We start from the raw sequence: 23,506 nt of genomic DNA on the forward strand, positions 1-23,506 counted from the left end.
ATTTTCATACCGTTTCGGATTAATTCCTCTATTAATTACAGGGTTATCTAGAGCACAAAAAAAAGAATACGCAATATTTTCCATCAAATAAATAGATTCGCTCTGATGTTGCCACTCTATATCCTGGCGGGCATCGTTCGCTCTAAAAAAAATACGGTGAGTACTGCTTAATTGCAGTGACTCCGCCGGGGGCGCGCTTTTCCCTTCATAAACAGATGGCTCATCTTGCACGCCGTTCACGACAACTCGTCTGGAGTAATGACTAAATGAGCCAAATCTCTGTTATATCGAAACTTACTGGCGTGGAAACCACCACAGAGGGCACCCAGGTTACGCTGAGCCATTCCTCTATCGTGGAGCTACACGTAGAGCGAACCGATATTTCTCATTTCGCCCGTAGCGGTAACGATCTGGTGGTGACGCTGCACTCCGGCGAGGTGATCACCCTGAAAAACTTCTACGTCACGGATGCCCAGGGCGTGAGCCAGCTGGTCCTGGAAGAGAGTGACGGCGCGCTGTGGTGGATTGAAGACCCTACCGGGGCCGCCACATACGAATCAATCGCCTCCACGGACGTATTACTTGCCGCGTCAGGGAGTGATGCAGGCGGTGCCGCCGTCTGGCCATGGGTGCTGGGTGGTCTTGCGGTAGCGGGTGGGATTGCCATCGCGGCGGGCACCGGCGGAGGAGGTGGCGGCGACGATGATGACAACAGCAACCCCGGCAATCCGGGCACGCCGACGGATCCCGATACCACGGCGCCAACCGCGCCAACCAACTTACAGTTCTCCGACGATGGCAAAACCGTCACGGGTACCGCGGAGCCGGGCAGCACCGTCACGCTAAAAGATGCCGACGGTAACGTGGTCGGCACCGGAAAAACGGGCAATGATGGCAAATTTACCATCGTGCTGGATAAGCCCCTGACCAACGGCGAGGTGATCACCGCTACCGCGACGGATTCATCCGGTAATACCAGCCAGGCCGGGCACGTCACCGCGCCCGATACCACCGCACCGGATGCGCCCACCAATCTGCAGGTATCGGATGACGGCACCACCGTCACGGGTCGCGCTGAACCGGGCAGCACCGTCACGTTAAAAGATGCCGACGGCAACGTGGTCGGCACCGGGAAAGCAGGCAGCGATGGCACATTCACAATTGAACTGGGTAAACCGCTGACCAACGGCGAGCAGCTTACCGCCACCGCGACGGACACCGCGGGCAACACCAGCCAGCCTGGTCAGGTCACCGCTCCAGACTCCACCGCGCCAGATGCGCCAAACCTTCTCATCGTAAACGATAATGTCGGCACGGAAACGGGCCCGCTGGACAATGGCCAGCGCACTGACGACGCCCGCCCTACCCTCAGCGGCATTGGCGAAGCCGGAACCACCCTCACCATTTACGATAACGGCACCCAGATCGGCACCACCAAAGTGGATGCTAACGGCAACTGGAGCTTTACCCCAGCAGGCAATCTCGCCAACGGAAGCCACACCATCACGACCACGGCAACCGATGCGGCGGGCAACACCAGCGCGCCATCGACCGCAGTGACCTTTATCGTCGATACCGTCGCCCCGGCGGCGCCGGTCGTCATCAGCGTTGTTGATGATGTCGCCCCCATTACCGGTACGCTGGGCAATGGCAGCAGTACCAACGATCCGCGGCCACAGCTCACCGGTACCGCAGAAGCAGGCTCGACCGTCACCATTTATGACGGCACCATCGCGATCGGTACCGCCGTGGTAGCCGCTAACGGAAGCTGGACGTTTACGCCCTCCGTGAACCTCAGCGAAGGCAGCCATCAGCTGACCGTGCGTGCCACCGACGTCGCAGGCAACACCGGCCCAGCCTCCCCGGCGTTTACCCTTACCGTGGATCTCACCGCACCGTCAACGCCGTCTGCATTCGTGGTTAATGATGATACCGGAAGCCTCAAAGGTGCCATCAGCGCAGGACAGTTTACGGATGCCTCACAGCCGCGTCTGACGGGCAGAGGTGAACCTGGCAGCACCATTACCGTTTACGATAATGGCGCGCTCGTAGGGACTGCCACGGTGCAGCCTAACGGCACCTGGAGCCTGACCCCGACATCACCTCTTGCAGAAGGCGCGCACTCGATTACGGTGCGTGAAACCGATGCGGCAGGCAACCAGAGCGGCCTGTCTCAGCCGATTAATTTCATCGTTGACACCACACCGCCGGATCAACCCGTCATTTCTCTGAATCCGGCTGGCACGCAGATTACCGGCACCGCCGAGCCCAACAGCAGCATTGTGATCACCAACAGCGACGGAGACGTCATTGGCCGTACGACCACGGACGGCAACGGTAACTTTGTTGCCACGCTTACCCCTGCGCAAACCAACGGCCAGCTGATCTCCGTGGTGGCGTCTGACGCTGCTGGTAACCAGAGCACGCCAGCGACCGCTACCGCGGCCGATACCACCCCGCCAGCCCTGCCCGGCAACCTCGTGGTGTCCGACGATGGTCAAAGCGTCAGCGGGACGGCAGAACCGGGCAGTACCGTCACCATTAAAGCCCCGGATGGCACAGTCATCGGCGAAACGACAGCCACTGGCGACGGGACCTTTAACACGCCAATCAGCCCGGCCCAGACAAACGGCGAAGTGCTGACGGTTATCGCAACCGATGACAGCGGTAACGTTAGCCTGCCGGCTACGGCCACTGCACCTGATTCGACGCCACCTCTCGCGCCGGATAACGTCGTCGTGTCCGGTGACGGCACAACGGTCACGGGCACCGCTGAACCGGGCAGTACGGTGACTATTCGTGAAGGTAACGTCACGGTGGGTCAAGGCAAAGCCAATGATGACGGTAGCTTCAGCGTCACGCTCACGCCGCCAAAAGCCAACGGCGAAAGTTTGACCGCAGACGCCACCGACGCCGCAGGCAACACGGGGCCAACAACCCCTACCGTTGCGCCGGACATCACGCCTGCGCAAACGCCGGTGATTATTTCCGTGGTGGATGATGTGCAGGCCACCACGGGTCCTGTCGCCCAGAATGGCCTCACTAACGACCGGACGCCTACCATCAACGGGACGGGTGAACCCGGTACAACCATTACCGTTACCAGCGGCAGCACCGTCATCGGTACCGTGACCGTTCCGGCGTCCGGCGAATGGAGCATTACCCCAACCGCACCGCTGCCTGATGGCGGTTACGTCCTGACGGCAACGGCGGTCGATGGAGCAGGTAACCCGAGCGGATCCTCAAATCCCTGGAGCATCACCGTTGATGGCACTGCGCCGGTCGCACCGGTCATTACGCAGGTCGTGGATGATGCCCCTGGACGCACCGGCCCGCTCGATACCGGTGAAACGACAAACGACGCCACCCCGACGCTCAACGGTACCGCCGAGCCGGGTTCAACCGTCACCATTCGTCTTGATGGCAACGCCATTGGTACCGCGCTGGTCGACAGCAACGGTGCGTGGACCTTCACGCCCACAACGCCGTTGAGCGAGGGGCCGCATACCCTGACCGCCGTCACCACCGACGCGGCGGGTAACACCAGCCCGTCATCCGGCGGCTTTACGCTGACGGTCGACGTTACGCCACCGGTGGCGGCCACTATTGAGACAGCGCTGGATAACGTGGGTCCGGTGCAGAACCCGCTTCAGGACGGTGATACGACGGACGACACCCAGCCTCAGCTGCAGGGGACGGCACCGGCGGACACCATCATCACGCTTTATGACGGTAATACCCTGCTCGGCACGGCGACTGTAACGGGGGGAACATGGACCTTCACGCCAACCACCCCGTTAACCAACGGCCCACACTCCCTGACGGTGCACGCCACGGATGATGCCGGTAATACGACGATTTCGCCTCCGTTCGTGCTCACCATTGATACCATCGCGCCTGATACACCGGCGATACCGGATATCACCGTAAACCCGGACGGCAGCACGCCGGGTACCGCACTGAACCCGGGTGAAACGACCCGCGATACCACGCCAACCCTGAGTGGAACGGGCAACCCGGGTGACGTGGTGAATATTTATGATGGCACGACCAAAATCGGTGAATCTCTGGTGGACGGTGACGGTAACTGGACCTGGACGCCGAACCCACCGCTGGGTAACGGGACCTACGATCTCTCCCTGACGGTCACCAATCAGGATGGCGCAGGCAACGAAAGCGCCCCGTCCACCCCGGTGACGATCACCATTGATACTGAAGCCCCTCTGGCCCCAACGGTGCCGGTCGTGACCGACAGCGTGAGCCAGATCACCGGCCCCGTAGCCGACGGCGAAACCACCAACGATCCGCGCCCGGTATTGAGCGGACCAGGTACGCCAAACGATGTGATCACCATCTATGACAGCCGCGATGGCGGCACAACGACGACAGCCGTAGGCACGGTGACGGTAGACGGAAACGGCAACTGGAGCTGGCGCCCTGATAGCAACATTGGGGAAGGCACGCATGAATATACCGCCACGGCCACCGATGAGGCGGGCAACGAATCAGATCCGTCAACCGGCATCACCATTACGGTAGACATGATCGCGCCCGATACACCGGCGATCTCGGCCATCGGTGGTGCACAAAACGGTGGTTCTACGACGGATAACACCCCAACGATCGGCGGAACCGGTCCTGACGGTGAAACGGCGATCATTTACAACAACGGTGTTGAACTGGCGCGCGTGGATATCGTCAATGGCCAATGGACATACACGCTTCCGACGGCCCAAACAGACGGCCCGCTGAATATTACCGTTGCGGCAGTGGATAGCGCAGGTAACGTCAGTGCGCCAGGCCCGGTCTTTACCGTGACGATCGATACGCAGGCTCCCGCGACGCCAGCTATCGACGCGGTTTCTGATAGCCAGCTGACAAACGGTACCCTCTATACGCGCGACGGCACCCCGGCTCTCAGCGGTACCGGCGAGCCGGGCTCAACAATCATCGTTTCAGTGGATGGGACGCCATCAACCATTACCGTAACGGTTCCTCAAAACGGTATCTGGACGTGGACCGCCGACAGCACCTTACCTGATGGCCCGCACACCTTCTCGGTCTCATCCCGCGATCCCGCAGGCAATATTTCGGGTAACTCTCCGAACCTGGCGGTCACCGTCGATACGGGTATTCCGGCAGACCCAGCCAACCTCGCCCTTACTCAGCAAGGCACCCCGCTTACCGGGACCGCTGAAGCGGGAGCCACCATCACCGTGTATGCCGCAGACGGTACGACTGTCCTCGGCACCGGCGTTGCCACCGGTGGCAATTTCTCCATTGCGCTCAGCCCGGCACAGCTGGATGCCACCACGCTGAAGGTGACCGCCACGGATGCCGCGGGGAACACCAGCCCAGGTGCAAGCTTTGTCGTCACCGACTCGCCGCTGGACCTTCCGGACGTACCGGTCATTACGGCTATTACCGATAACGTTGGACCGGTCACGGGCAATGTGAAAGACAAAACCTCTGATGACACCTCGCCTACGCTGACCGGGACAGCAGAACCTAACGCCGTCATCACGATTTATCAGGATGGCGTACTGGCAGTGCCGCCAACCGTGGTTGCGGATGGAAGCGGCAACTGGAGTTACACCCCGCTCTTCCCGTTGACAGCAGGTCCACATACCTTTGAAGTCACCGCGACGGATATTGTTAGCGGCGAAACCAGCGGACGCTCTCCTGCCGCAACCGTCACCATTGACCTGACCGCACCCGACACACCGGCTATCGGCTCCATCATTGATGATGTCGGTCCGGGCATTGGGCCATTGAGCGACGGCCAGACCACCAACGATAACCGCCCAACACTGAACGGCGTGGGGAACGTGGGTGATACGATTACCATTTACAATAACGGTACTCCGTTAGGCAGCGTGGTCGTCGGCTCAACGGGCACATGGACCTACACCCCGCCTGCGCTGGCTGATGGCGATCATACCCTGACGGTCCGGGCCACCGATCCGGCGGGCAACGCGAGCGGACTCTCTACGGGCATCACCATCACCGTTGACACCGTCTCCACGACGCCGGTGATCACCAGCGTGACCGACGACGCGGGGAATGCCGCGACCGTAGTACCTAACGGCGCGCCAACCAACGACGCCACGCCAACCCTGACCGGGTCGGCGGAAGCGGGCAGTGTCGTCGTTATTTATGATGGCACAACGCAGATCGGTATCGTGGCAGCAGACAGCGTCACCGGCGCATGGACCTTTACGCCTGAAACCGCCCTCGTGGAAGGCTCTCACTCCTTCACCGTCAAAGCCACCGATCCGCAGGGCAACGTGAGCCAGACCTCCAACGCCTGGAGCGTTGACATCGACCTGACGGCGCCAACGGTGCCGACGCTCGATACAGTTAACGACAACGTGGCGGGCGGCGTGACCGGTAATCTGACCGCCGGCCAGGTCACCAACGACAATACGCCGACGCTGAGCGGGACCGGTGCGCTGGGCAGTACAATCCACATTCTGAACAATGGGGTGGAGATTGGTACCACCACGGTAGACAGCAACGGCAACTGGACCTTTACGCCTGGTACTGCGCTTGGCGATGGCAACTATAACATTCGCGTCAACGCCACGGATGCCGTAGGCAACGTCTCGGCTAACTCTCCGGTATTCGCCTTCACCGTGGATACCGCAGGCCCTGACGCGCCGGTTGTAACGACTGTCATTGACGATGTCGGGCCGGTCACCGGGACGCTCCTCACCGGCAACAGCACTAACGATGCGCGCCCAACCTTCAACGGCACGGGCGCAGTCGGTGCGCCAGTTCACGTGATTGTGGATGGCACTGAAATTGGCACCGCCGTGGTGAATGCTCAGGGGAACTGGACCTTTACCCCGGGCACGGCGCTCGGTGAAGGGCTGCACGCCATCACCTTCAACGCCACCGATACGGCGGGTAACACCGGCGCCACCTCGCCAGCGTTTAACCTGACGGTGGATACCGTCGCACCGCTGGCACCGGTCTTTACGCCAGCAACGGATAACCAGGGTACCGTTCTCAACCCACTCACCTCGGGGCAAAGTACCGACGACACCACGCCAACGCTGAACGGAACCGCAGCGGCCAACGCCACTATCACCCTTTATGAAAATGGTCAGCAGGTCGGAACCGTTCAGGCCAACGGCAGTGGCGTATGGAGCTTCACACCTGCTAACCCACTCAGCAGCGGCAGCCATACCTGGACCGCCACGGCAACCGACGCGGCAGGCAACGTCAGCCCGGCTTCACCGGCCTTTACGCTGATTGTCGATACCACTCCCCCGAACGCGCCGGTTATCTCGCAGGCTATCGATGATGTCGGCACGGTGACGGGCGCACTTGGCTCAGGGCAAAGCACCGACGACACCGTACCGCGTCTTGTGGGCACCAGCGAGCCGTTTGCTACGGTGAACATCTATGAAGGCACAACGCTTGTCGGCACGGGCACTGCAGACGCCAGCGGCAACTGGAGTATCTTGCTCAACACGACGCTGGCGACTGGCCCGCACAGCTTTACGGCACAAGCCACCGATGCGGCGGGCAATACCAGCGCGTCATCAGCCACCTTCACGCTGACCATCGACACTACGCCGCCAGCGCTGCCGGTGCTGACAAGCATCACGGATGACGTCGGTAACGCCGCCACGCCAATCGCCAACGGTGGCTTAACCAACGATGCGCAGCCGACGCTCACGGGCACGGCAGAAGCGGGCTCGACGGTGAAAATCTTCGATAACGGCGTGCAGATAGGCAGCGTCGTTGCGACCCGCGGAAACTGGAGCTTTACCCCTTCTCCGGCGCTGGGCGACGGCTCGCACAGCCTGACCTTCTCGGCGACCGATCCGGTAGGTAACGCCAGTGCGCAAACCCCTGGATATGTGATTAACGTTGACGCAACCGCGCCAACCGCGCCGGTTATCAGCTCTGTTGTCGATGACGTGGGCACCGTCACCGGTCCGGTGACGGGCAGCAACCCGACCAACGACACGCGCCCTACGCTCAACGGCACCGCGGAAGCCAACGCCACCGTTCGCATCTATGACGGTACGACGCTCGTGGGTTCCGTGACGGCGGATGCCAACGGGAACTGGACGCTACCGCAAACCAGCACCACGCTGGCGGAGGGGCAACATAACTTCACCGCCACGGCGACCGATGCCGCAGGCAACACCAGCGCGCCATCGTCAGTCACCACCATCACCGTTGACCTGACGCCGCCAGCGGTTCCTTCCGGCCTGGCGGTGATCACCAACGGGACGCACGTCACCGGTACCGCCGAAGCGGGCAGCACGGTTACCATCACCACCAGCACCGGAACGGTCCTCGGTACGGCGGTAGCGGACGGTAGCGGCAACTTTAACGCCACGATCTCCCCCGCGCAGACGGGAGGAGAGTCGCTGGTGGTCTACGCCACCGATAAAGCCGGAAACGCCGGTGTGAGCGCATCGGTTACCCCGCCGCTCACGACACTGCCGAACGCGCCGGTAATCGCCACCATTACCGACAACGTCGGTACGGTCACCGGTAATCTGACCAACGGTAAAACGACCGATGACACCACGCCAACCCTGAGCGGAACGGCGCAGCCTAACGCTACCGTCACGCTCTACAATAACGGCGTCGCAATGGGCAGCGTTGTCGCCGACGGATCAGGCAACTGGACCTTCACCACTCCGGCGATGAGCGAAGGCTCCCATGCGTTTACTGCCACCGCGAGTAACGGCTCGGGAACCGGTCCGTTCTCTTCCGCCACGACGGTGATTGTCGACCTCACCGCGCCAAACACGCCAACCGGCAGCTTTAACGCCGACGGTAGCGTCCTGACGGGTAACGCCGAAGCGGGCAGCACCGTCACCATCCGTCTGGCAGATGGCAGCACGGTGACCACAACGGCAGGCAGCAACGGTACCTACAGCTATACCTTCCTCAATAAACAGACCGAAGGTCAGACGCTGCAGGTCACCGCGACCGATGCCGCAGGTAACGTTTCGCTGCCAGGATCGGCCCTCGCCCCGGTCGTGCCGCTGTCGGCCAGCAGCAACGTTGAAGAGTTGGACCTCACCACAACCGCAACGGTCACCAACTCGCAGTACAGCGATTATGGCTTCCTGCTGGTGGGCGCGCTGGGTAACGCGCTGACGCTGCTCGGCAATGACACCGCGCAGGTCGGCTTTACGGTGGGCAGCGGCGGCAGCGCGGACATCACCGTCAACGCCAACGCCACGGGTGCAGTGCTGTCGCTTCTCAATACCCTTGAACTGGTGGTGCAGCGGTTCGACAGCGTCAACAACACCTGGACAACGGTGGTGGATACCGGCCAGCCGCAGTTTGCCGATCTGCTCACGCTCGGGGCGACCGGCGTTTCGCTGAACCTGAACGGCCTGGCCAACGGGCAGTATCGCGTCCTGAGCTACAACACCAACCTGCTGGCGACGGGCTCTTACACCAGCATTGATGTGGGCGTGAAAGAGACCAGCGCAGGCACCGTCACCGGCGAAACCAGCCTGGGCGGCAACGTCATCCTCGACGTTGACCCGACTACCGGTAGCGATAACGCCCCGGCGGGCACCACGGTTACCGCCGTCACTAACGCCCTGGGGGTAACCACCAGCGTCACCGCCGACGGCACGGCAATTCAGGGGCAGTACGGTACGCTGACCATCAACCGCGACGGCAGCTACACCTATACCCTGACGAATACCAGCGCCTCGGTGATTGGCCGTACGGAGAACTTCACCTATACCATCTCCCACAACGGAACCAGCGCCTCGGCGAACCTGGTGCTGTCGCTGGGAACAGGCACGGCCACCAGCGGCATCGTGGCCGTAGATGACACCGCATCGCTGACCTTTGACACCACCGTGAGCGCCATTAACAACGGCACCTCGTCGCAGGGCGGCTTTACCGTGGTCGGGATTAACCTCGGTAATACCCTGGGCCTGAATCTGCTGGATGATTTGAGCAATCCGATCATCTACAGCGTGGAGGAAGGCACCACCCGCACCATGACCATTCAGGCCTCCGTGGGGGGCGTAGCGCTGGCCTCGGTGTTTGACCTGTACATCTATAAGTTCAACGATGCGACCCAAACCTTCGAGCAGATGCGCGTTCAGCCGGGCTGGCTGCGCGCGCCGCTGCTGGGCGGCACCTCATCCACGCTGACGCTGAATCTGCCGTCTGGGGAGTACCTCTTCCTCCTGAACACGGCGGCGGGGATCACCGCGCTGACGGCCTACACGCTGCACGTGCTGGAAGACCACGTCTATAGCGTGGCAAGCGTCGGTACCAGCACCACCGGGGATGTGCTGGCGGATGACGTCGCGCCATCCGGCACGCTGGTGACGGAAGTAAACGGCGTGGCGGTAAACAGCAGCGGCCTCACCACCATCGTGGGGGAATACGGCACGCTCTCCATTAACGCGTCCGGTCAGTACACCTACACCCTGAAGAGCGGCGTTGGCGCTGACCACATCAGCACGCCGGATACCTTCGTCTACACCATTACCGCGCCGAACGGTGCCAAAGATACGGCCTCGCTCAACATCACCCCAACCGCGCGGGCGATGGATGCGGTGAACGATGTCAGCACCGCGATGGACGTGACCTCGGTACACCATACGACGGCCTACTCGGATACAACCGTAGGGACGGCGAGCTGGAACGCCGCGCTGTTGGCATCAACCCAGGGTAGCGGAAACGGTACCTTCGTGGTGGATCCGAATACGGCCCTGCACAACGTGGTCTTGACCTTTAACGTCGCATCGCTCCTTTCTCTGGGCGGGTTGACGGTGGACTGGACGATAACCAATGGCGCGACCACCGTAAGAAGTGGTTCATTCAACGGCGGGCTGCTGCTGGGCGGCACAGCCACCATCAACCTGACGGGACTGGATCTGGATGCAGGTACCTATACGCTCAGCTATACCGGCAAAATGGGCCCACTGGCTGCGGGAAATATCACCATTACCCCAAGCGTCAGCGGCACCGCCTACTCCCTGACCCAGTTCGACTCCACCAGCGGTCATACCGTCAACGGCAACATCTTTGACGGCACCGACTCCGCCGGGGCAATGGATCAACTGCACTCGGTGGATACTCGCCTGAGCATCACCGGCTACAACGGCGTGACCACCACCCTGGATCCTTACACCGGCAGCACTGCGGTGAACATTGTTGGCCATTACGGCACGCTGGCGATTGCGGCAGACGGTCATTACACCTACAGCCTCAACGCCGGGGTATCGCTCTCAACCATCACCTCGAAGGAGGTCTTTAACTACACCCTGACCGACGCGGCCGGTAAAACGGATACCGCCTCGCTGACCATTAATATGGCGCCGCAGTTCATCAGCTCTGAACACAACGACGTCATTACCGGTACGGCTTACGGCGATACGCTGATTTACCAGGTGCTGAACAGCACGGCAGGTAACGCAACGGCGGGGAACAGCGCGGGCGACCACTGGACCAACTTCTCACTGGCGCAGGGAGACAAGATCGACATTGGCGATCTGCTGGTGGGCTGGAACGGCAGCGCGTCGACGCTGGGTAACTATCTCACTGTTTCACAAAGCGGTGGCAATACTGTGATCTCCATCGACCGTGACGGTACGGGTGCCGCCTACACTAAATCTGCACTCGTTACGTTGGATAACGTTCAGACCACCTACGACGAGCTTGTTAACCAACAGCACATCATTACCTGATAGCAACAGAACCACCTGCCCCGGGCGCACAGCGCCCGGGCACAACAATAAAGCTGTACCATTTTATTAGGGACAAGACATGGGAAAGAAGATGCCTTACTGGTGGCTCTCGTGCTGCCTGATATCTGTGCCCGCTCTAGCTGCCAACCCGGCGGCAACGATCAATGCCGAACAACTCAGCGAAACGCAGGAACTCCCCTCTTTGAACGGCCGCGTGGCTCCGGTGGCCACGAAAGCCGCGCCCGGCACGCTGCAGCTGAGCGAAGCCGTAAACCGTGCCGTCACCTGGCACCCGGCCATCAGCGAAGCGGTAGGTAAACTCTACCAGCAGAGCGAAAACGTGGACGTCGCCAAATCGAAATACTATCCGCAAATCAATGCCGGAATGGAGAACGGCTATACCCACGACGGTGACGACAACGGCTTCACGCCGTCGCTGGTGCTCTCCCTCTCGCAAATGCTCTACGACTTCGGCAAAGTGGCGAGCCAGGTGCGCGCCGAAAACGCGGGCGTCGCCCAGCAGCAGGCTAACGTGCTGGTCAGCATTGACACCATTGCCCACGATACCGCCATCGCCATGGTGCAGGTTCAGACCTTGCAGCAGATGGTAGACACCGCCAAAGAGCAGCTTGATGCCCTCTCCTCTATCGGAAAGCTGACGAAGCTGCGCAATGACGAAGGGGCCACCTCTCTCTCTGACGTGGTGCAGACCGATGCCCGTATCGAAGGCGCGCGCGCCCAGCTGATGCAGTACCAGGCCAGCCTCGATAGCGCCCGCGCCACGCTGATGAGTTTTCTGGGCTGGGACAGCCTGAACGTCGTCAGTAACGACTTTCCGCAGAGCCTGGCCCGCAGCTGCGACATCGCCAAGCCGGACGATCGTCTGGTGCCCGCCGTGTTAGCGGCCTGGGCGCAGGCCAACGTCGCGCAGGCCAACCTTGACAATGCCAACGCGCAGATGACGCCGACCATTTCGCTTGAGCCGGAAGTGCGCCACTACCTTACCGACCGCTACGCGGGCAACGAAACGCGGGATCGCACCCAGTATTCCGCCTGGGTCAAAGTGCAGATGCCGCTCTATCAGGGGGGCGGCCTGACCGCCCGACGCAATGCGGCCGGACATGCGGTCGAGTCGGCGCAGTCCACCATTCAGCGCACCCGCCTCGACGTACGGCAAAAACTGCTCGAAGCGCGCAGCCAGGTAATGAGCCTGATGGCCACGCTGCAAATTCAGGGGCGTCAGGAAGCGCTCAGCGCCCGCACCCGCGAGCTGTATCAACAGCAGTATCTCGACCTCGGCTCGCGTCCGCTGCTCGACGTGTTAAACGCCGAACAGGAGGTTTATCAGGCGCGTTTCACCCAGCAGCAAACCGCCGGACAGCTGCATCAGCTTCAGCTCAACTGCCTGTACAACACCGGGCGCTTACGCCACGCGTTCGATCTTGATAACCGTACCATCCAGACCGTGGAGATCCAGCCATGAAGCAACGCGATATCCCGCAGGGTGAAAACATGACGGATGATGCGCTGGAACAGTGGGCACAGGCGTTTGGCTACGTGGCAACGCGTTATCGCGTAGCCTGTTCACCCGGCGCGCTGATGGCGGGTGCGCCGTGGCTGAAAGGTAAACCGATGGTACCTGCCCTCACCCAGCTTGCGCGCGAGGCCGGACTGTCATTTGAGCTGCTGACGGCAGATCGGCAGTCCATCAATAGCTGGCGTTTGCCCGTCGTGGTGGAGCTGAGCGAGGGGAAAATCGGCGTCATTGAACATTTCGACGGCGAGGACACGCTTGAGGTCAGCTTTTTCGACGGCAACATGCACACCAACCGCCTGTCGATGACGGCCATGCTCCCGGCCATCCGCCATGTGATCGCCCTGCGTCCCCTGGCCGCCCTGAAGGACAGCCGGGTGGATGCCTATATCTCTAAATATCGCCCGGACTGGCTCTACCGGCTGGTGATGCGCGATCTGCGCCCCTACAGCTGGGTCATGCTCGCCGCGCTGTTTATCAACGTGCTGTCGCTTTCGGGGATTGTGTTTTCCATGCAGGTCTACGACCGGGTGATCCCGGCCCAGTCCTACCCGACGCTGTACGTTCTGACTATCGGGGTGCTGATCGCCACGCTGTTTGGTTTTGTGCTGCGCGTGGCGCGCGGGCACATTATGGATCTGCTGGGCAAGCGCTCGGATCTGCGCGTGTCGGATCGCGTCTTTGGCCATGCGCTACGCCTGCGCAACAGCGCCATCCCTCGCTCCACCGGCAGCTTCATTTCCCAGTTGCGCGAGCTGGAGCAGATCCGCGAAATGGTCACCTCCTCTACCATTTCCACGATTGTTGACCTGCCTTTCTTCCTCCTGTTTGTGGTGGTGCTGGCGATCATCGCGCCGCAGCTGGCGTGGATCGCCCCGGTCGCGGCGGTGATCATGGTATTGCCCGGCCTGCTGCTGCAAAAGCGGCTGGCGGAGCTGGCGAAGCAGTCGGCACACGAATCCACCCTGCGCAACGCGGTGCTGGTGGAGAGCGTGCAGGGGCTGGAGGACATCAAATTGATGCAGGCGGAAAACCGCTTTTTGCAGCAGTGGAACAGCTATATCCAGATCACCGCGGAATCTGGCCTGCGCACCCGCGAGCTGACGCAGAACCTGATCAACTGGGGGATGACCATTCAAAGTCTGGTCTACGCAGGTGTCATCGTGGTCGGCGCACCGATGGTGATCGATGGAACGTTAACCACCGGCTCGGTGGTCGCCGCCTCTATGCTGGCCTCCCGCATGATCGCTCCGATGGCGACGCTGTGCGGCGTGCTGGCCCGCTGGCAACAGGTGAAGGCCGCCAAAGAGGGGCTGGACAGCATTATGCAGCTGCCCACCGAAAACCAGCGCGAAGAGACGCCGATCCGCCAGGACGTGCTGCGCGGCCATTACCTCTTCGAGCAGGCACAGTTCCGCTATCACCCGGAAGATCCCCGCATGGCGCTGCGCATTAACCGTCTGGAGATCAAACCTGGGGAGAAAGTGGCGATCCTCGGGCGCAACGGCGCGGGCAAGTCAACCCTGCTGCAGGCGATGGCGGGCGGGATGGATCTGGCGGGCGGCGAGCTGCGGCTCGACAACTTCAGCCTGCCCCATCTCGACGTGGCGGACGTGCGGCGTAACGTCGGCTTTATGACCCAGAACGCGCGGCTGTTTTACGGCACCCTGCGCGAGAACATCACGCTGGGTATGCCGCGCGCCACCGATGAAGAGATTTTTGAAGTGCTGGAGATGTGCGGCGCGGCGAGCTTTGTGCAGAAGCTGCCGAAGGGGCTGGACTACCCGATTATGGAGAATGGCGTGGGGCTGTCCGGCGGGCAGCGGCAGTCCATTCTGCTGGCGCGCATGCTTCTGCGCGATCCGAATATCGTGCTGATGGACGAACCCACGGCGTCGCTTGACGAGCATACCGAGCGGGAATTTATCCAGCGCCTCAACGCCTGGCTCGGCAACCGCACGCTGGTTGTCGCCACCCACCGCGTCCCCGTGCTGGAGCTTGTTGAGCGCGTGGTGGTGTTGAAAGAAGGAATGCTGGTGATGCATGCGCCAAAAGCGCAGGCCCTGAGCAACAGCCGCATGCAGCAACAGCAGGCAGCAACCGGACGGGAGTGGAAAAATGAAAATCAGTCAGCGTGACGTTGCCGCAATGGACGATCTGGATAACGCCCTCGACTCCGAAAGCGGCTACACCGGCGCGCGGCGGATTGTTGTGTTCTCCCTACTGCTGTTTGTGGTGCTTGGCGTCTGGGCGTGGTACGGCATTCTGGATGAAGTTTCCACCGGAACCGGCAAAGTGATCCCCAGCTCGCGCGAGCAGGTTTTACAGTCGCTCGACGGCGGGATCCTGACGGAACTGAACGTGCACGAAGGGGATCAGGTTCAGGCTGGACAGGTACTGGCGCGGCTCGATCCGACGCGATCGGAATCGAACGTCGGCGAAAGCGCGGCACGCTACCGGGCATCACTCGCCTCCAGCGTCCGGTTGTATGCCGAAGTGAACGATCTGCCGCTGAAATTCCCGCCTTCGCTGGCGAAATGGACGGATCTGATCGGGGCCGAAACGCGCCTTTATAACTCACGTCGCGCACAGCTTGAAGATACCCAGCGCGAGCTGCGCTCGGCATTAGATCTCGCCAATAAAGAGCTGGCGATCACCCAGCGGCTGGTCAAAACCGGTGCCGCCAGCCACGTGGAAGTGCTGCGTCTGCAGCGGCAGAAAAGCGATCTGGAACTCAAGCTGACCGACGTGCGCTCGCAGTATTACGTCCAGGCGCGCGAGGCGCTCTCCAAAGCCAACGCGGAGGTGGATATGGTTTCCGCCATTCTCAAAGGGCGTGAAGATTCGGTGACGCGTCTGACGGTGAAATCCCCGGTACGCGGCATTGTGAAAAACATCAAAGTGACCACCATCGGCGGCGTGATCCCGCCCAACGGCGAGTTGATGGAGATCGTACCGGTGGACGATCACCCGCTGATTGAAACCCGCCTGTCGCCGCGCGATATCGCCTTTATCCACCCTAATCAGGAAGCGCTGGTCAAAATCACCGCCTACGATTACGCGATTTATGGCGGGCTGCATGGCGTGGTGGAGACCATTTCGCCGGATACCATCCAGGACGAAGCTAAGCCAGAAGTGTTCTATTACCGGGTATTTATCCGCACCAGCCAGGATTACCTGGTGAATAAGGCGGGCAGGCACTTCTCGATTGTGCCGGGGATGATTGCGACGGTGGACATTAAGACCGGAGAGAAAACGGTGCTGGATTATATGATCAAGCCGTTTAACCGGGCGAAAGAGGCGCTGAGGGAGCGGTAAAAAACTTTATTGACACCCTTCTCCGACCTAGAGAAGGGTAAAAGCAGTGAAAAAAATGAAACATTTTTTTCGGAAGGCTCATCTGTTTCTTGACATATTTAAATGGTGAAAAAACATGCCAATCAAGTTATAATCCTCTAGCATTAACACTTTATATAATTAATTATAAACCTTCAAATTATCAGCAAAGTAATAAGGAACTGTTTTATTATGCAGGACAAGATAATGGCATGGCAACAGTTAGAAGAAAGTATAGAAACTCTAAACAAGTTTCAATCCATTGAAAAAAACAACAAAAATTACATTGATGAACAAGATCAGTTCATTTCAAACATTGGACTTGTTGTAGATTATACAGGTGAGGAATCGACCAAGTCTTTAGTTAAAAAATTAAAACCTGACCATCAACTGTATGCTTGCAAACGTGCATTCTTCAATTTAAAAAACGATCAATTCAGACGAATCTACATCACTTTCAGTCAAAATACATTAGAACAAATAATAAAATATCTTTTAGTTAAGAAAAAAATCTCGACTGAGCATTTAATAAATAAATTTGGTGAAGAGTTTGTTATCGCCAATAATTTACTCAATTCACTTGCAAGAAAAAACGTCACTAATAAAATCAATACATATGAAAGTGAATATTTTTATGATTATAACGAAAAAACAAAAATAATAGATGATTTAAACGTCAAATTGTCTTACTCGCTAGCTGACAATTCAAGGTTAAAAAAAGAAGTTTCTTTACTCAAAAAATCCATATCTACACTGGAAGAACAAAAATCCAGCATGGAGTCTCAACTAAACGATAAATTTAACGAAGAGGTTAAGAATACTTTAGGTAGATTTGTTAACAAAGCGATGTCTGAATTAAAAATAAAAGAAAAAAAATACACTCTCATGAGTATATACTGGATTATAGGTGGTTGCGTTGCATGTGCAGGAATTATAGCATCTGTTATCACAATTATGGTATGGATGGGTAATGTCGTTGACTTAAGCAAAAATATCTCTTGGAGCCTACTTCTTTATTATGCTGGGAAGGGGGCCGTAATACTTAGTGCCCTTTCAACATTAGCATATTATTGTTTTAAACAATCCAATGCTTATGTGCATGAATCACTCAAACAAGGAGAGCGTGTTCATGCTATCAGATTTGGGCAGTTGTGTTTGAGGCTTTATGGCAAGCAAATTAATGAGAACCAAATCAAAACTGTGTTTGAAGATTGGAATATTAGCAGCAGCACCGCCTTTTCAAATAACCAAAAAGATAATAACAACATCACCGATGTACCTGAAAATATAACTAGCATTTTTAAATCTGCAATTGAAAACCTCTCAAAGAAATGAGATTAAAAAGCCAGTTAACATAGGTCGTTTCTGGCTTTATAAACTCACGAAGAAATATATTATTTAATAATAATTCTCCTTCAAATCCTCGCAAAAAGTAATTTCTGTTACAGTACCTTTTTTATAAGGGGTCATACTCCTGTGCGTTCCTTCCACGCCAGCAAAATCTGGCGTCGGGATTGGCATCCCGGTTAAACTTAATGACGGCGTGAGCTCTTGTTGCGCCGTGCGTCTGGCCACATTCCAATGGTGGGCTCGACGGGGGCGTCACAAAACGCGCCAGTGTCCATTAAGGCCGGTAATGCCAACTCCGTTCAGTCCTTCCACCCGGGAAATTGGCATTTATCTGACAGCGCCTTAATCACTTAGTAGAAACTGTCATATGACCACCAGTAACGCACTTTTCACTACCCCCTTCGACCACAACACCGGCTTCACTGAACTTGCCGACAACTGCCAACGCTATTGCGAAGCATTGGTGGAAGAGACCGATCCTGCAAGAAAAATAGCGCTTTGCGGTCGTCTTGCATCGACCCTCGCCCTGCTCCGCCCGATGCTGCTGGAGCCGCTTCCTGAGCACTTACAGGAACGTCTTACCCTCGATGTGTTCCCCGAACGTGAGCCTGCATTCCACGCTGAATCCGATCAACTCTGCCGTTACTGCGAAGTGATTACGCAACTGCTGATCGGCGGGGCGCTTGCACCGGAACCAGCCCGCGTGATGGGGGATTTACTCTTTGAACTGACGGGATATTTTGCTGACCAGCTTAAAGCCCCGCGCTGGCTGAGAACCGAGGCTGGCGTGGCGTTGCTGGGCTGAGCCTGAACTGCCGGGTAGAGGCTCCGCCTTACCCGGCCTACATCTGTTTTGCAGGCCCGTGCAAGCGCAGCGCCGCCGGGCAACAGATAAAGCACCGGGTCTGAGAGATAAACCTTTTATGGAATCCACCTCGAAGATCTGATGTTCGATTTCCTCTTTTTCTTCCCTCTTTCCTTCACCCAGGTAACATTATCGCCAGCGACAAAAAACGCACTTGCGCACAGTGCGGGAGTGCATTACTATGCCTTTCAGCTTCAGGGATCGGAGCTAATATACGTATTATGATTAATCATTTTCGCGATCAATGGCTTATGGATTTTTTCCTCTTTGGAAAATCAAGCAACGTTATCCCATCAAGCCTTGAGGCAGCCCTGGCGAGGAAGCTGGACATCATCAATGCAGCATCCTCATATCGGGATTTACGATCCCCGCCAGGTAACATGTATGAATCGTTGAATCCTCCACTCGAGGGATATTCCTCAATTCGCGTGAACAGGCAATACAGATTGGTATTCAGGTGGACTGAGGGCAAAGCGGACGATCTCTACCTCTCTCCCCACAAATACACATCGCACAAATGAGGCATCAAAGATGACCCTTCAACAAGCTTTGAGAAAACCCACCACGCCGGGTGACGTGCTGCAGTATGAGTATCTCGAACCGCTAAATCTCAAAATTAGCGATCTCGCAGACATGCTTAATGTGCACCGGAACACCATAAGTGCTCTGGTTAACAACAATCGAAAACTGACGGCTGATATGGCAATCAGACTGGCGAAGGCGTTTGATACCACCATTGAATTCTGGCTAAATCTTCAACTGAACGTCGATATTTGGGAAGCCCAAACTAACTCCCGTACTCAGGAAGAGTTAAGCCGTGTAAAGACGATTGCAGAATTAATTGCCAGAAGAAAATCGGGCCAGCCGGACGTTGCCTGACCCGGAACGATATTATTCACTCAAACTCATTTTCAGGAAGAAACCATGCGCCAACGTACCATTGTCTGCCCCATCATTCAGAACGACGGGGCCTATCTGCTGTGCAAAATGGCCGACGATCGCGGCGTATTTCCCGGCCAGTGGGCGCTGTCCGGTAGAGGGATGGAGCCGGGTGAAACGATGGAACAGGCGCTGCGCCGGGAAATCCGCGAGGAACTTGGCGACGCGCTGGAGATTACCGAGATAAAACCCTGGGCATTTCGTGATGACACTCGGGTGAAAACCTACGCCGACGGCACCACGGAAGAAATTTATATGATTTACCTGATCTTCGACTGCATCAGCGCCAACCGTGAGGTGACCTTCAACGAAGAGTTTCAGGAAATTGCCTGGGTTCGCCCGGCGTCCTTACAAGATTTGGATCTGAATGAAGCCACTCGTATGACATTTGCCCAGAAAGGGCTGCTGTAAGAAAGGCTTGCGCATAACGGCAGGAGCGCCATTATGCGCAGGTCTTTTACAGCGAGATTTTCAAACGTCGAACCGCTTCTTTCAACTGCTCATCCGTTGGCGTCACAAACGACATACGCAGCGTCGTATGGTCCGGTTCCTTGCAGTAGAAGAACTCACCTGGTACAAACACCACGCCGTTGCTTAACGTCTTCTCCAGCCAGCGCGTGGTGTTCATGCCGTTGTTCATTTTCGCCCACAGGAACATGCCGCCCTTCGGCTTGTGGAACGACATCACATCGCCCAGCTCGGCCTCCAGTTCAGTGGCAAACGTCTGGTATTTCTGGCGATAGGCTTCGCGGATCATCTTAATCTGCCCCGCCAGACGACCGGTTTTCAGGTACTCATAGGTCATCAGCTGTGACAGCGTACTGGTGTGCAGATCGGTGGTTTGCTTCAGATTAACCACCGCACGTTTCAGCCACTCGGGGACCAGCACCCAGCCCACGCGGGTTCCCGGCGCGAGGATTTTAGAGAAGGTGGAGGTGTACACCACGTTCTCTTCATTGCCAATATCTTTGGCGTGAGCAATCAACGGGCGGAACACTTCGTCGGTGTAATTAATTTCGCTGTACGGGTCGTCTTCGATAATCACGAAATCATAACGTTTTGATAATTCCACCAGCTGTTTACGGCGCGCTTCGGAAAGCGTCACGCCGCCGGGGTTACCAAAGGTTGGAACGATATAGACCGCTTTGATGGCTTTCTTTGCCACCAGCGCTTCAAGCTCATCCACCTTCATACCGTCGCCGTCGGTGCCGACGGATTCAAAGTTGGCCTGCGCCAGGCCGAAGACCTGCAGCGCGGCGAGATAGGCTGGACGCTCAACGACAACGGTGTCACCTGGGTTGATTAACGCACGCGCCAGCACGTCAAGTGATTGCTGCGAGCCGGAAGTAATAACGACATCATCGGCCTTACAGGCGATACCGCGCCCCTCGCAGATGCGTTTAATTTCCTCGCGCAGCCCCGGTACGCCTTCCGTCAGGCCGTACTGGAACGCCTCGCCAAAATGCTGTGATAAGACGGAATCGGCGGCAATTTTAAGCCCTTCGTGATCGAACAGATCGGGATTGGGAATACCACCGCCCAGCGAAATCACCCCTGCCATTTTGCTATGTTTTAATAATTCACGGATGGCAGAGGATTGCAGGCCCTGCGCGCTGCTGGCGAGTTTGTTTGCAGACATTCTTTGATTACCTTCTTTTTTTATATTGTGCCCAATCTTAGCAGAATATGGGCGATAAATTCCGTAAGCTTAGGCAGTTGACGTAAATCCTGACGCCACAATAAATGCACCGGCCTCGGCGCGGGCGTATACTGCTCCAGCACCCGCACCAGCCTGCCGCTTGCCAGCTCTTCCGCCACCAGCACCTCCGGTTGCAGCAGTAATCCTGCACCTGCCCGCGCCGCCATGCGTAATCCATAGCCATCGTTGCATCTTAAGATCGCATCCCGCTTCCAGCGCACTTCTCCTTCCATGCCCGGTAGCCGCCACTCATTACGCGCGGTCCACACCGTGTGCGATAGACACAGATGATTCACCAGATCGGCAGGCGTCTGTGGCGTGCCGTAGCGCGCTAAATAGTCCGGCGCGGCGCAGATCACCATCCGGTAAGGGCAGAGATACTTCGCTACCAGATCGTCGTTTTGAATGTCGCCAATGCGAATGGCCAGATCGACCCCTTCATCCACCAGATCGACCATCCGGTTGGTGAGATCCAGCTCCACACGCACCTCCGGATACCGCTGTAAATAGGTGGCGGTGAGCGGTGCAATCACACAGCCACCAAACGACGTCGGTGCCGTGACGCGCAACGTTCCGGCAGGCGCAGCACGCAGCCGCTCGACTGCATTTTCAGCAATGGAGACCTGCTCCAGCACCCGCTTCGCCTCCTCGAAATAGACGCGCCCGGCGTCGGTCAGGCTTTGACGGCGCGTGTTGCGCTCCAGCAGTCGCGTGCCGAGCTGGGTTTCCAGCAGGGCAATATACTCCCCCACCATCACCGCCGACATCTCCAGACGTGATGCAGCACCAGTAAAGCTACCGCTTTCCACCACCGCAATAAACGTCTCCATACCGCGAAGCTTATCCATATTCCGAACCTCTGGTTAGCAATCTTCTAACGTTAGCCCAGTTTATCTGACTTTTTATTTATTAAAGAATGAAGTCTCACAACATAAGGAGTCTGCTATGAAAATCGTCATTATTGGTGCCAGCGGTACAGTCGGTCGTGCAGTAACGGAAGCGCTGAGTCGTCGTCACGAAGTCATCCGCGTGGGTCGCACGCAGGGCGACTATCAGGTGGATATCACCTCGCAGGCGAGCGTCCAGGCGCTGTTTGAGAAAATCGGTCCGGTGGACGCGATTGTCTCCGCCAGTGGCAGCCTTCACTTTGGCCCCCTCGCGACCATGAAGGACAGCGATTTCAACCGGGGATTGCAGGATAAGCTTTTGGGGCAGGTGCGCCTGGCGCTGACCGGCCAGCACTACCTGAACGAAGGCGGCTCGATTACGCTGATAAGCGGGATTGTGGCGCACGAGCCGATTGCGCAGGGCGTGAATGCCACCACGGTAAATGCGGCGCTGGAAGGGTTTGTGCGCGCTGCAGCCTGCGAACTGCCGCGCGGGGTCCGCATCAACCTGATTAGCCCGACGGTACTCACCGAATCCGTCGAAGCGTACGCCGGCTTCTTCCCGGGGTTTGAGAGTGTCCCCGCCGCGACCGTGGCGCAGGCCTACCGTCGCAGCGTGGAAGGCGTGCAGAGCGGACGCGTGTATAAGGTGGGTTACTGAGCCTTACGGGCGGCGAGCAGCACCAGCATCGGGCGCTCTGCCTCTTCGGCCAGCGCGGGCCAGGCGTCAATCTGCGCCTGCGTTGGCCCCCACTCGTTGACCTCGCTTATCGTTAACCCGGCGCCGATCAGCGCGTTCAGCGTGGTGCTCAGCGTGCGGTGATACTTGATAACGCCGTCCGCCAGCCAGTTGCTGACGCGCTTGCCTTCTTCCTGATAATGGTTCACGCCCCAGAACCGCTCGCCACTGTCGTCGGTCAGCCAGCCTTGACGGATGGCGCAGGTGTAAATGGGGTGCTCCATGGAAAAGACCAGGCTGCCGCCGGGCTTAAGCGCGCGCTGAACCTTCGCAAACAGGGCATCCAGCGCCGGCAGGTAGTGCAGCGCCAGCGAACTGTAGACCAGATCGAGGCTGTTCTCGTTGAGCTCGAGTGATTCCAGATCGCTACGCTGATAGTGAATCTGTGGGTCAGCGGTAAGCTCCCCAGCGCGGGCGAGCATCTTTTCGGAGATATCAACGCCCGTGACGTCAGCAGC

General features: G+C 57.9%; 13 protein-coding genes. 10 read left to right on the forward strand and 3 right to left on the reverse strand.

Annotated elements, in window-relative coordinates:
• Window positions 1–266 precede the first annotated feature (266 nt).
• The 9 genes from ENTMO_RS0118610 (at window position 267) to nudI (ending at window position 20,134) form a co-directional block, all read left to right on the forward strand.
• Window positions 267–11,699 (forward strand): BapA/Bap/LapF family large adhesin, encoded by an 11,433-nt coding sequence (locus ENTMO_RS0118610; RefSeq protein WP_010434276.1) that lies wholly within the window; start codon window positions 267–269, stop codon window positions 11,697–11,699.
• Between the two features lie 79 nt (window positions 11,700–11,778).
• The gene (locus ENTMO_RS0118615) at window positions 11,779–13,182 is read left to right on the forward strand and encodes a TolC family outer membrane protein (protein WP_029485172.1); all 1,404 of its coding nucleotides are present in this window, start codon (window positions 11,779–11,781) and stop codon (window positions 13,180–13,182) included.
• Entirely contained in the window at window positions 13,179–15,371 is a 2,193-nt protein-coding gene (locus ENTMO_RS0118620; protein WP_010434279.1) for a type I secretion system permease/ATPase, read from the forward strand. The genes ENTMO_RS0118615 and ENTMO_RS0118620 overlap by 4 nt, the downstream gene beginning before the upstream one ends.
• 10 nt (window positions 15,372–15,381) lie before the next feature.
• Window positions 15,382–16,551, forward strand: a complete 1,170-nt coding sequence (locus ENTMO_RS0118625) for an HlyD family efflux transporter periplasmic adaptor subunit (protein WP_085928924.1) — start codon at window positions 15,382–15,384, stop codon at window positions 16,549–16,551.
• Window positions 16,552–16,776: 225 nt separating this feature from the next.
• The gene (locus tag ENTMO_RS0118630; protein ID WP_157133731.1) at window positions 16,777–17,904 is read left to right on the forward strand and encodes a hypothetical protein; all 1,128 of its coding nucleotides are present in this window, start codon (window positions 16,777–16,779) and stop codon (window positions 17,902–17,904) included.
• 382 nt (window positions 17,905–18,286) lie between these two features.
• Window positions 18,287–18,724: a hypothetical protein gene (locus ENTMO_RS0118635; protein WP_010434285.1), complete on the forward strand. Its 438-nt coding sequence runs from the start codon at window positions 18,287–18,289 to the stop codon at window positions 18,722–18,724.
• Between the two features lie 281 nt (window positions 18,725–19,005).
• Window positions 19,006–19,305 (forward strand): type II toxin-antitoxin system RelE/ParE family toxin, encoded by a 300-nt coding sequence (locus ENTMO_RS25480; RefSeq protein ID WP_010434288.1) that lies wholly within the window; start codon window positions 19,006–19,008, stop codon window positions 19,303–19,305.
• A gap of 10 nt (window positions 19,306–19,315) precedes the next feature.
• Window positions 19,316–19,663: a HigA family addiction module antitoxin gene (locus ENTMO_RS0118640; protein ID WP_010434290.1), complete on the forward strand. Its 348-nt coding sequence runs from the start codon at window positions 19,316–19,318 to the stop codon at window positions 19,661–19,663.
• Between the two features lie 45 nt (window positions 19,664–19,708).
• Window positions 19,709–20,134 carry a nucleoside triphosphatase NudI gene (nudI, locus tag ENTMO_RS0118645; protein WP_010434292.1) on the forward strand — a complete coding sequence of 142 codons (426 nt, stop codon included), beginning with the start codon at window positions 19,709–19,711 and terminating at the stop codon, window positions 20,132–20,134.
• A 46-nt stretch (window positions 20,135–20,180) separates the two neighbouring features.
• Here the strand turns inward: nudI and ENTMO_RS0118650 are convergent, their stop codons facing one another.
• A complete protein-coding gene (locus tag ENTMO_RS0118650) occupies window positions 20,181–21,362 on the reverse strand; it encodes an aminotransferase-like domain-containing protein (RefSeq protein ID WP_010434294.1) in 1,182 nt (393 codons plus the stop codon).
• Window positions 21,363–21,382: 20 nt separating this feature from the next.
• The gene (locus tag ENTMO_RS0118655) at window positions 21,383–22,270 is read right to left on the reverse strand and encodes a LysR family transcriptional regulator (RefSeq protein ID WP_010434297.1); all 888 of its coding nucleotides are present in this window, start codon (window positions 22,268–22,270) and stop codon (window positions 21,383–21,385) included.
• Window positions 22,271–22,367: 97 nt separating this feature from the next.
• Here ENTMO_RS0118655 and ENTMO_RS0118660 point away from each other — a divergent pair, with 97 nt between their 5' ends.
• Window positions 22,368–22,970, forward strand: a complete 603-nt coding sequence (locus ENTMO_RS0118660; RefSeq protein ID WP_010434300.1) for a short chain dehydrogenase — start codon at window positions 22,368–22,370, stop codon at window positions 22,968–22,970.
• On the opposite strand, the gene ENTMO_RS24330 is transcribed toward ENTMO_RS0118660, so the two are convergent.
• Window positions 22,964–23,506 (reverse strand): class I SAM-dependent methyltransferase (locus tag ENTMO_RS24330; protein ID WP_010434302.1); only part of this gene is annotated, 543 nt, incomplete at its 5' end. The two genes, ENTMO_RS0118660 and ENTMO_RS24330, sit on opposite strands and share 7 nt — an antisense overlap.

The organism is Enterobacter mori LMG 25706, from assembly GCF_000211415.1.
GTDB lineage: Bacteria > Pseudomonadota > Gammaproteobacteria > Enterobacterales > Enterobacteriaceae > Enterobacter > Enterobacter mori.

What these genes read in the sequence shown, in the direction of transcription:
- ENTMO_RS0118610 (WP_010434276.1), top strand. Translation starts at nt 267, where the DNA reads ATGAGCCAAATCTCTGTTATATCGAAACTTACTGGCGTGGAAACCACC.
- ENTMO_RS0118615 (WP_029485172.1), top strand. Translation starts at nt 11,779, where the DNA reads ATGGGAAAGAAGATGCCTTACTGGTGGCTCTCGTGCTGCCTGATATCT.
- ENTMO_RS0118620 (WP_010434279.1), top strand. Translation starts at nt 13,179, where the DNA reads ATGAAGCAACGCGATATCCCGCAGGGTGAAAACATGACGGATGATGCG.
- ENTMO_RS0118625 (WP_085928924.1), top strand. Translation starts at nt 15,382, where the DNA reads ATGGACGATCTGGATAACGCCCTCGACTCCGAAAGCGGCTACACCGGC.
- ENTMO_RS0118630 (WP_157133731.1), top strand. Translation starts at nt 16,777, where the DNA reads ATGGCATGGCAACAGTTAGAAGAAAGTATAGAAACTCTAAACAAGTTT.
- ENTMO_RS0118635 (WP_010434285.1), top strand. Translation starts at nt 18,287, where the DNA reads ATGACCACCAGTAACGCACTTTTCACTACCCCCTTCGACCACAACACC.
- ENTMO_RS25480 (WP_010434288.1), top strand. Translation starts at nt 19,006, where the DNA reads ATGATTAATCATTTTCGCGATCAATGGCTTATGGATTTTTTCCTCTTT.
- ENTMO_RS0118640 (WP_010434290.1), top strand. Translation starts at nt 19,316, where the DNA reads ATGACCCTTCAACAAGCTTTGAGAAAACCCACCACGCCGGGTGACGTG.
- nudI (WP_010434292.1), top strand. Translation starts at nt 19,709, where the DNA reads ATGCGCCAACGTACCATTGTCTGCCCCATCATTCAGAACGACGGGGCC.
- ENTMO_RS0118650 (WP_010434294.1), bottom strand. Translation starts at nt 21,362, where the DNA reads ATGTCTGCAAACAAACTCGCCAGCAGCGCGCAGGGCCTGCAATCCTCT.
- ENTMO_RS0118655 (WP_010434297.1), bottom strand. Translation starts at nt 22,270, where the DNA reads ATGGATAAGCTTCGCGGTATGGAGACGTTTATTGCGGTGGTGGAAAGC.
- ENTMO_RS0118660 (WP_010434300.1), top strand. Translation starts at nt 22,368, where the DNA reads ATGAAAATCGTCATTATTGGTGCCAGCGGTACAGTCGGTCGTGCAGTA.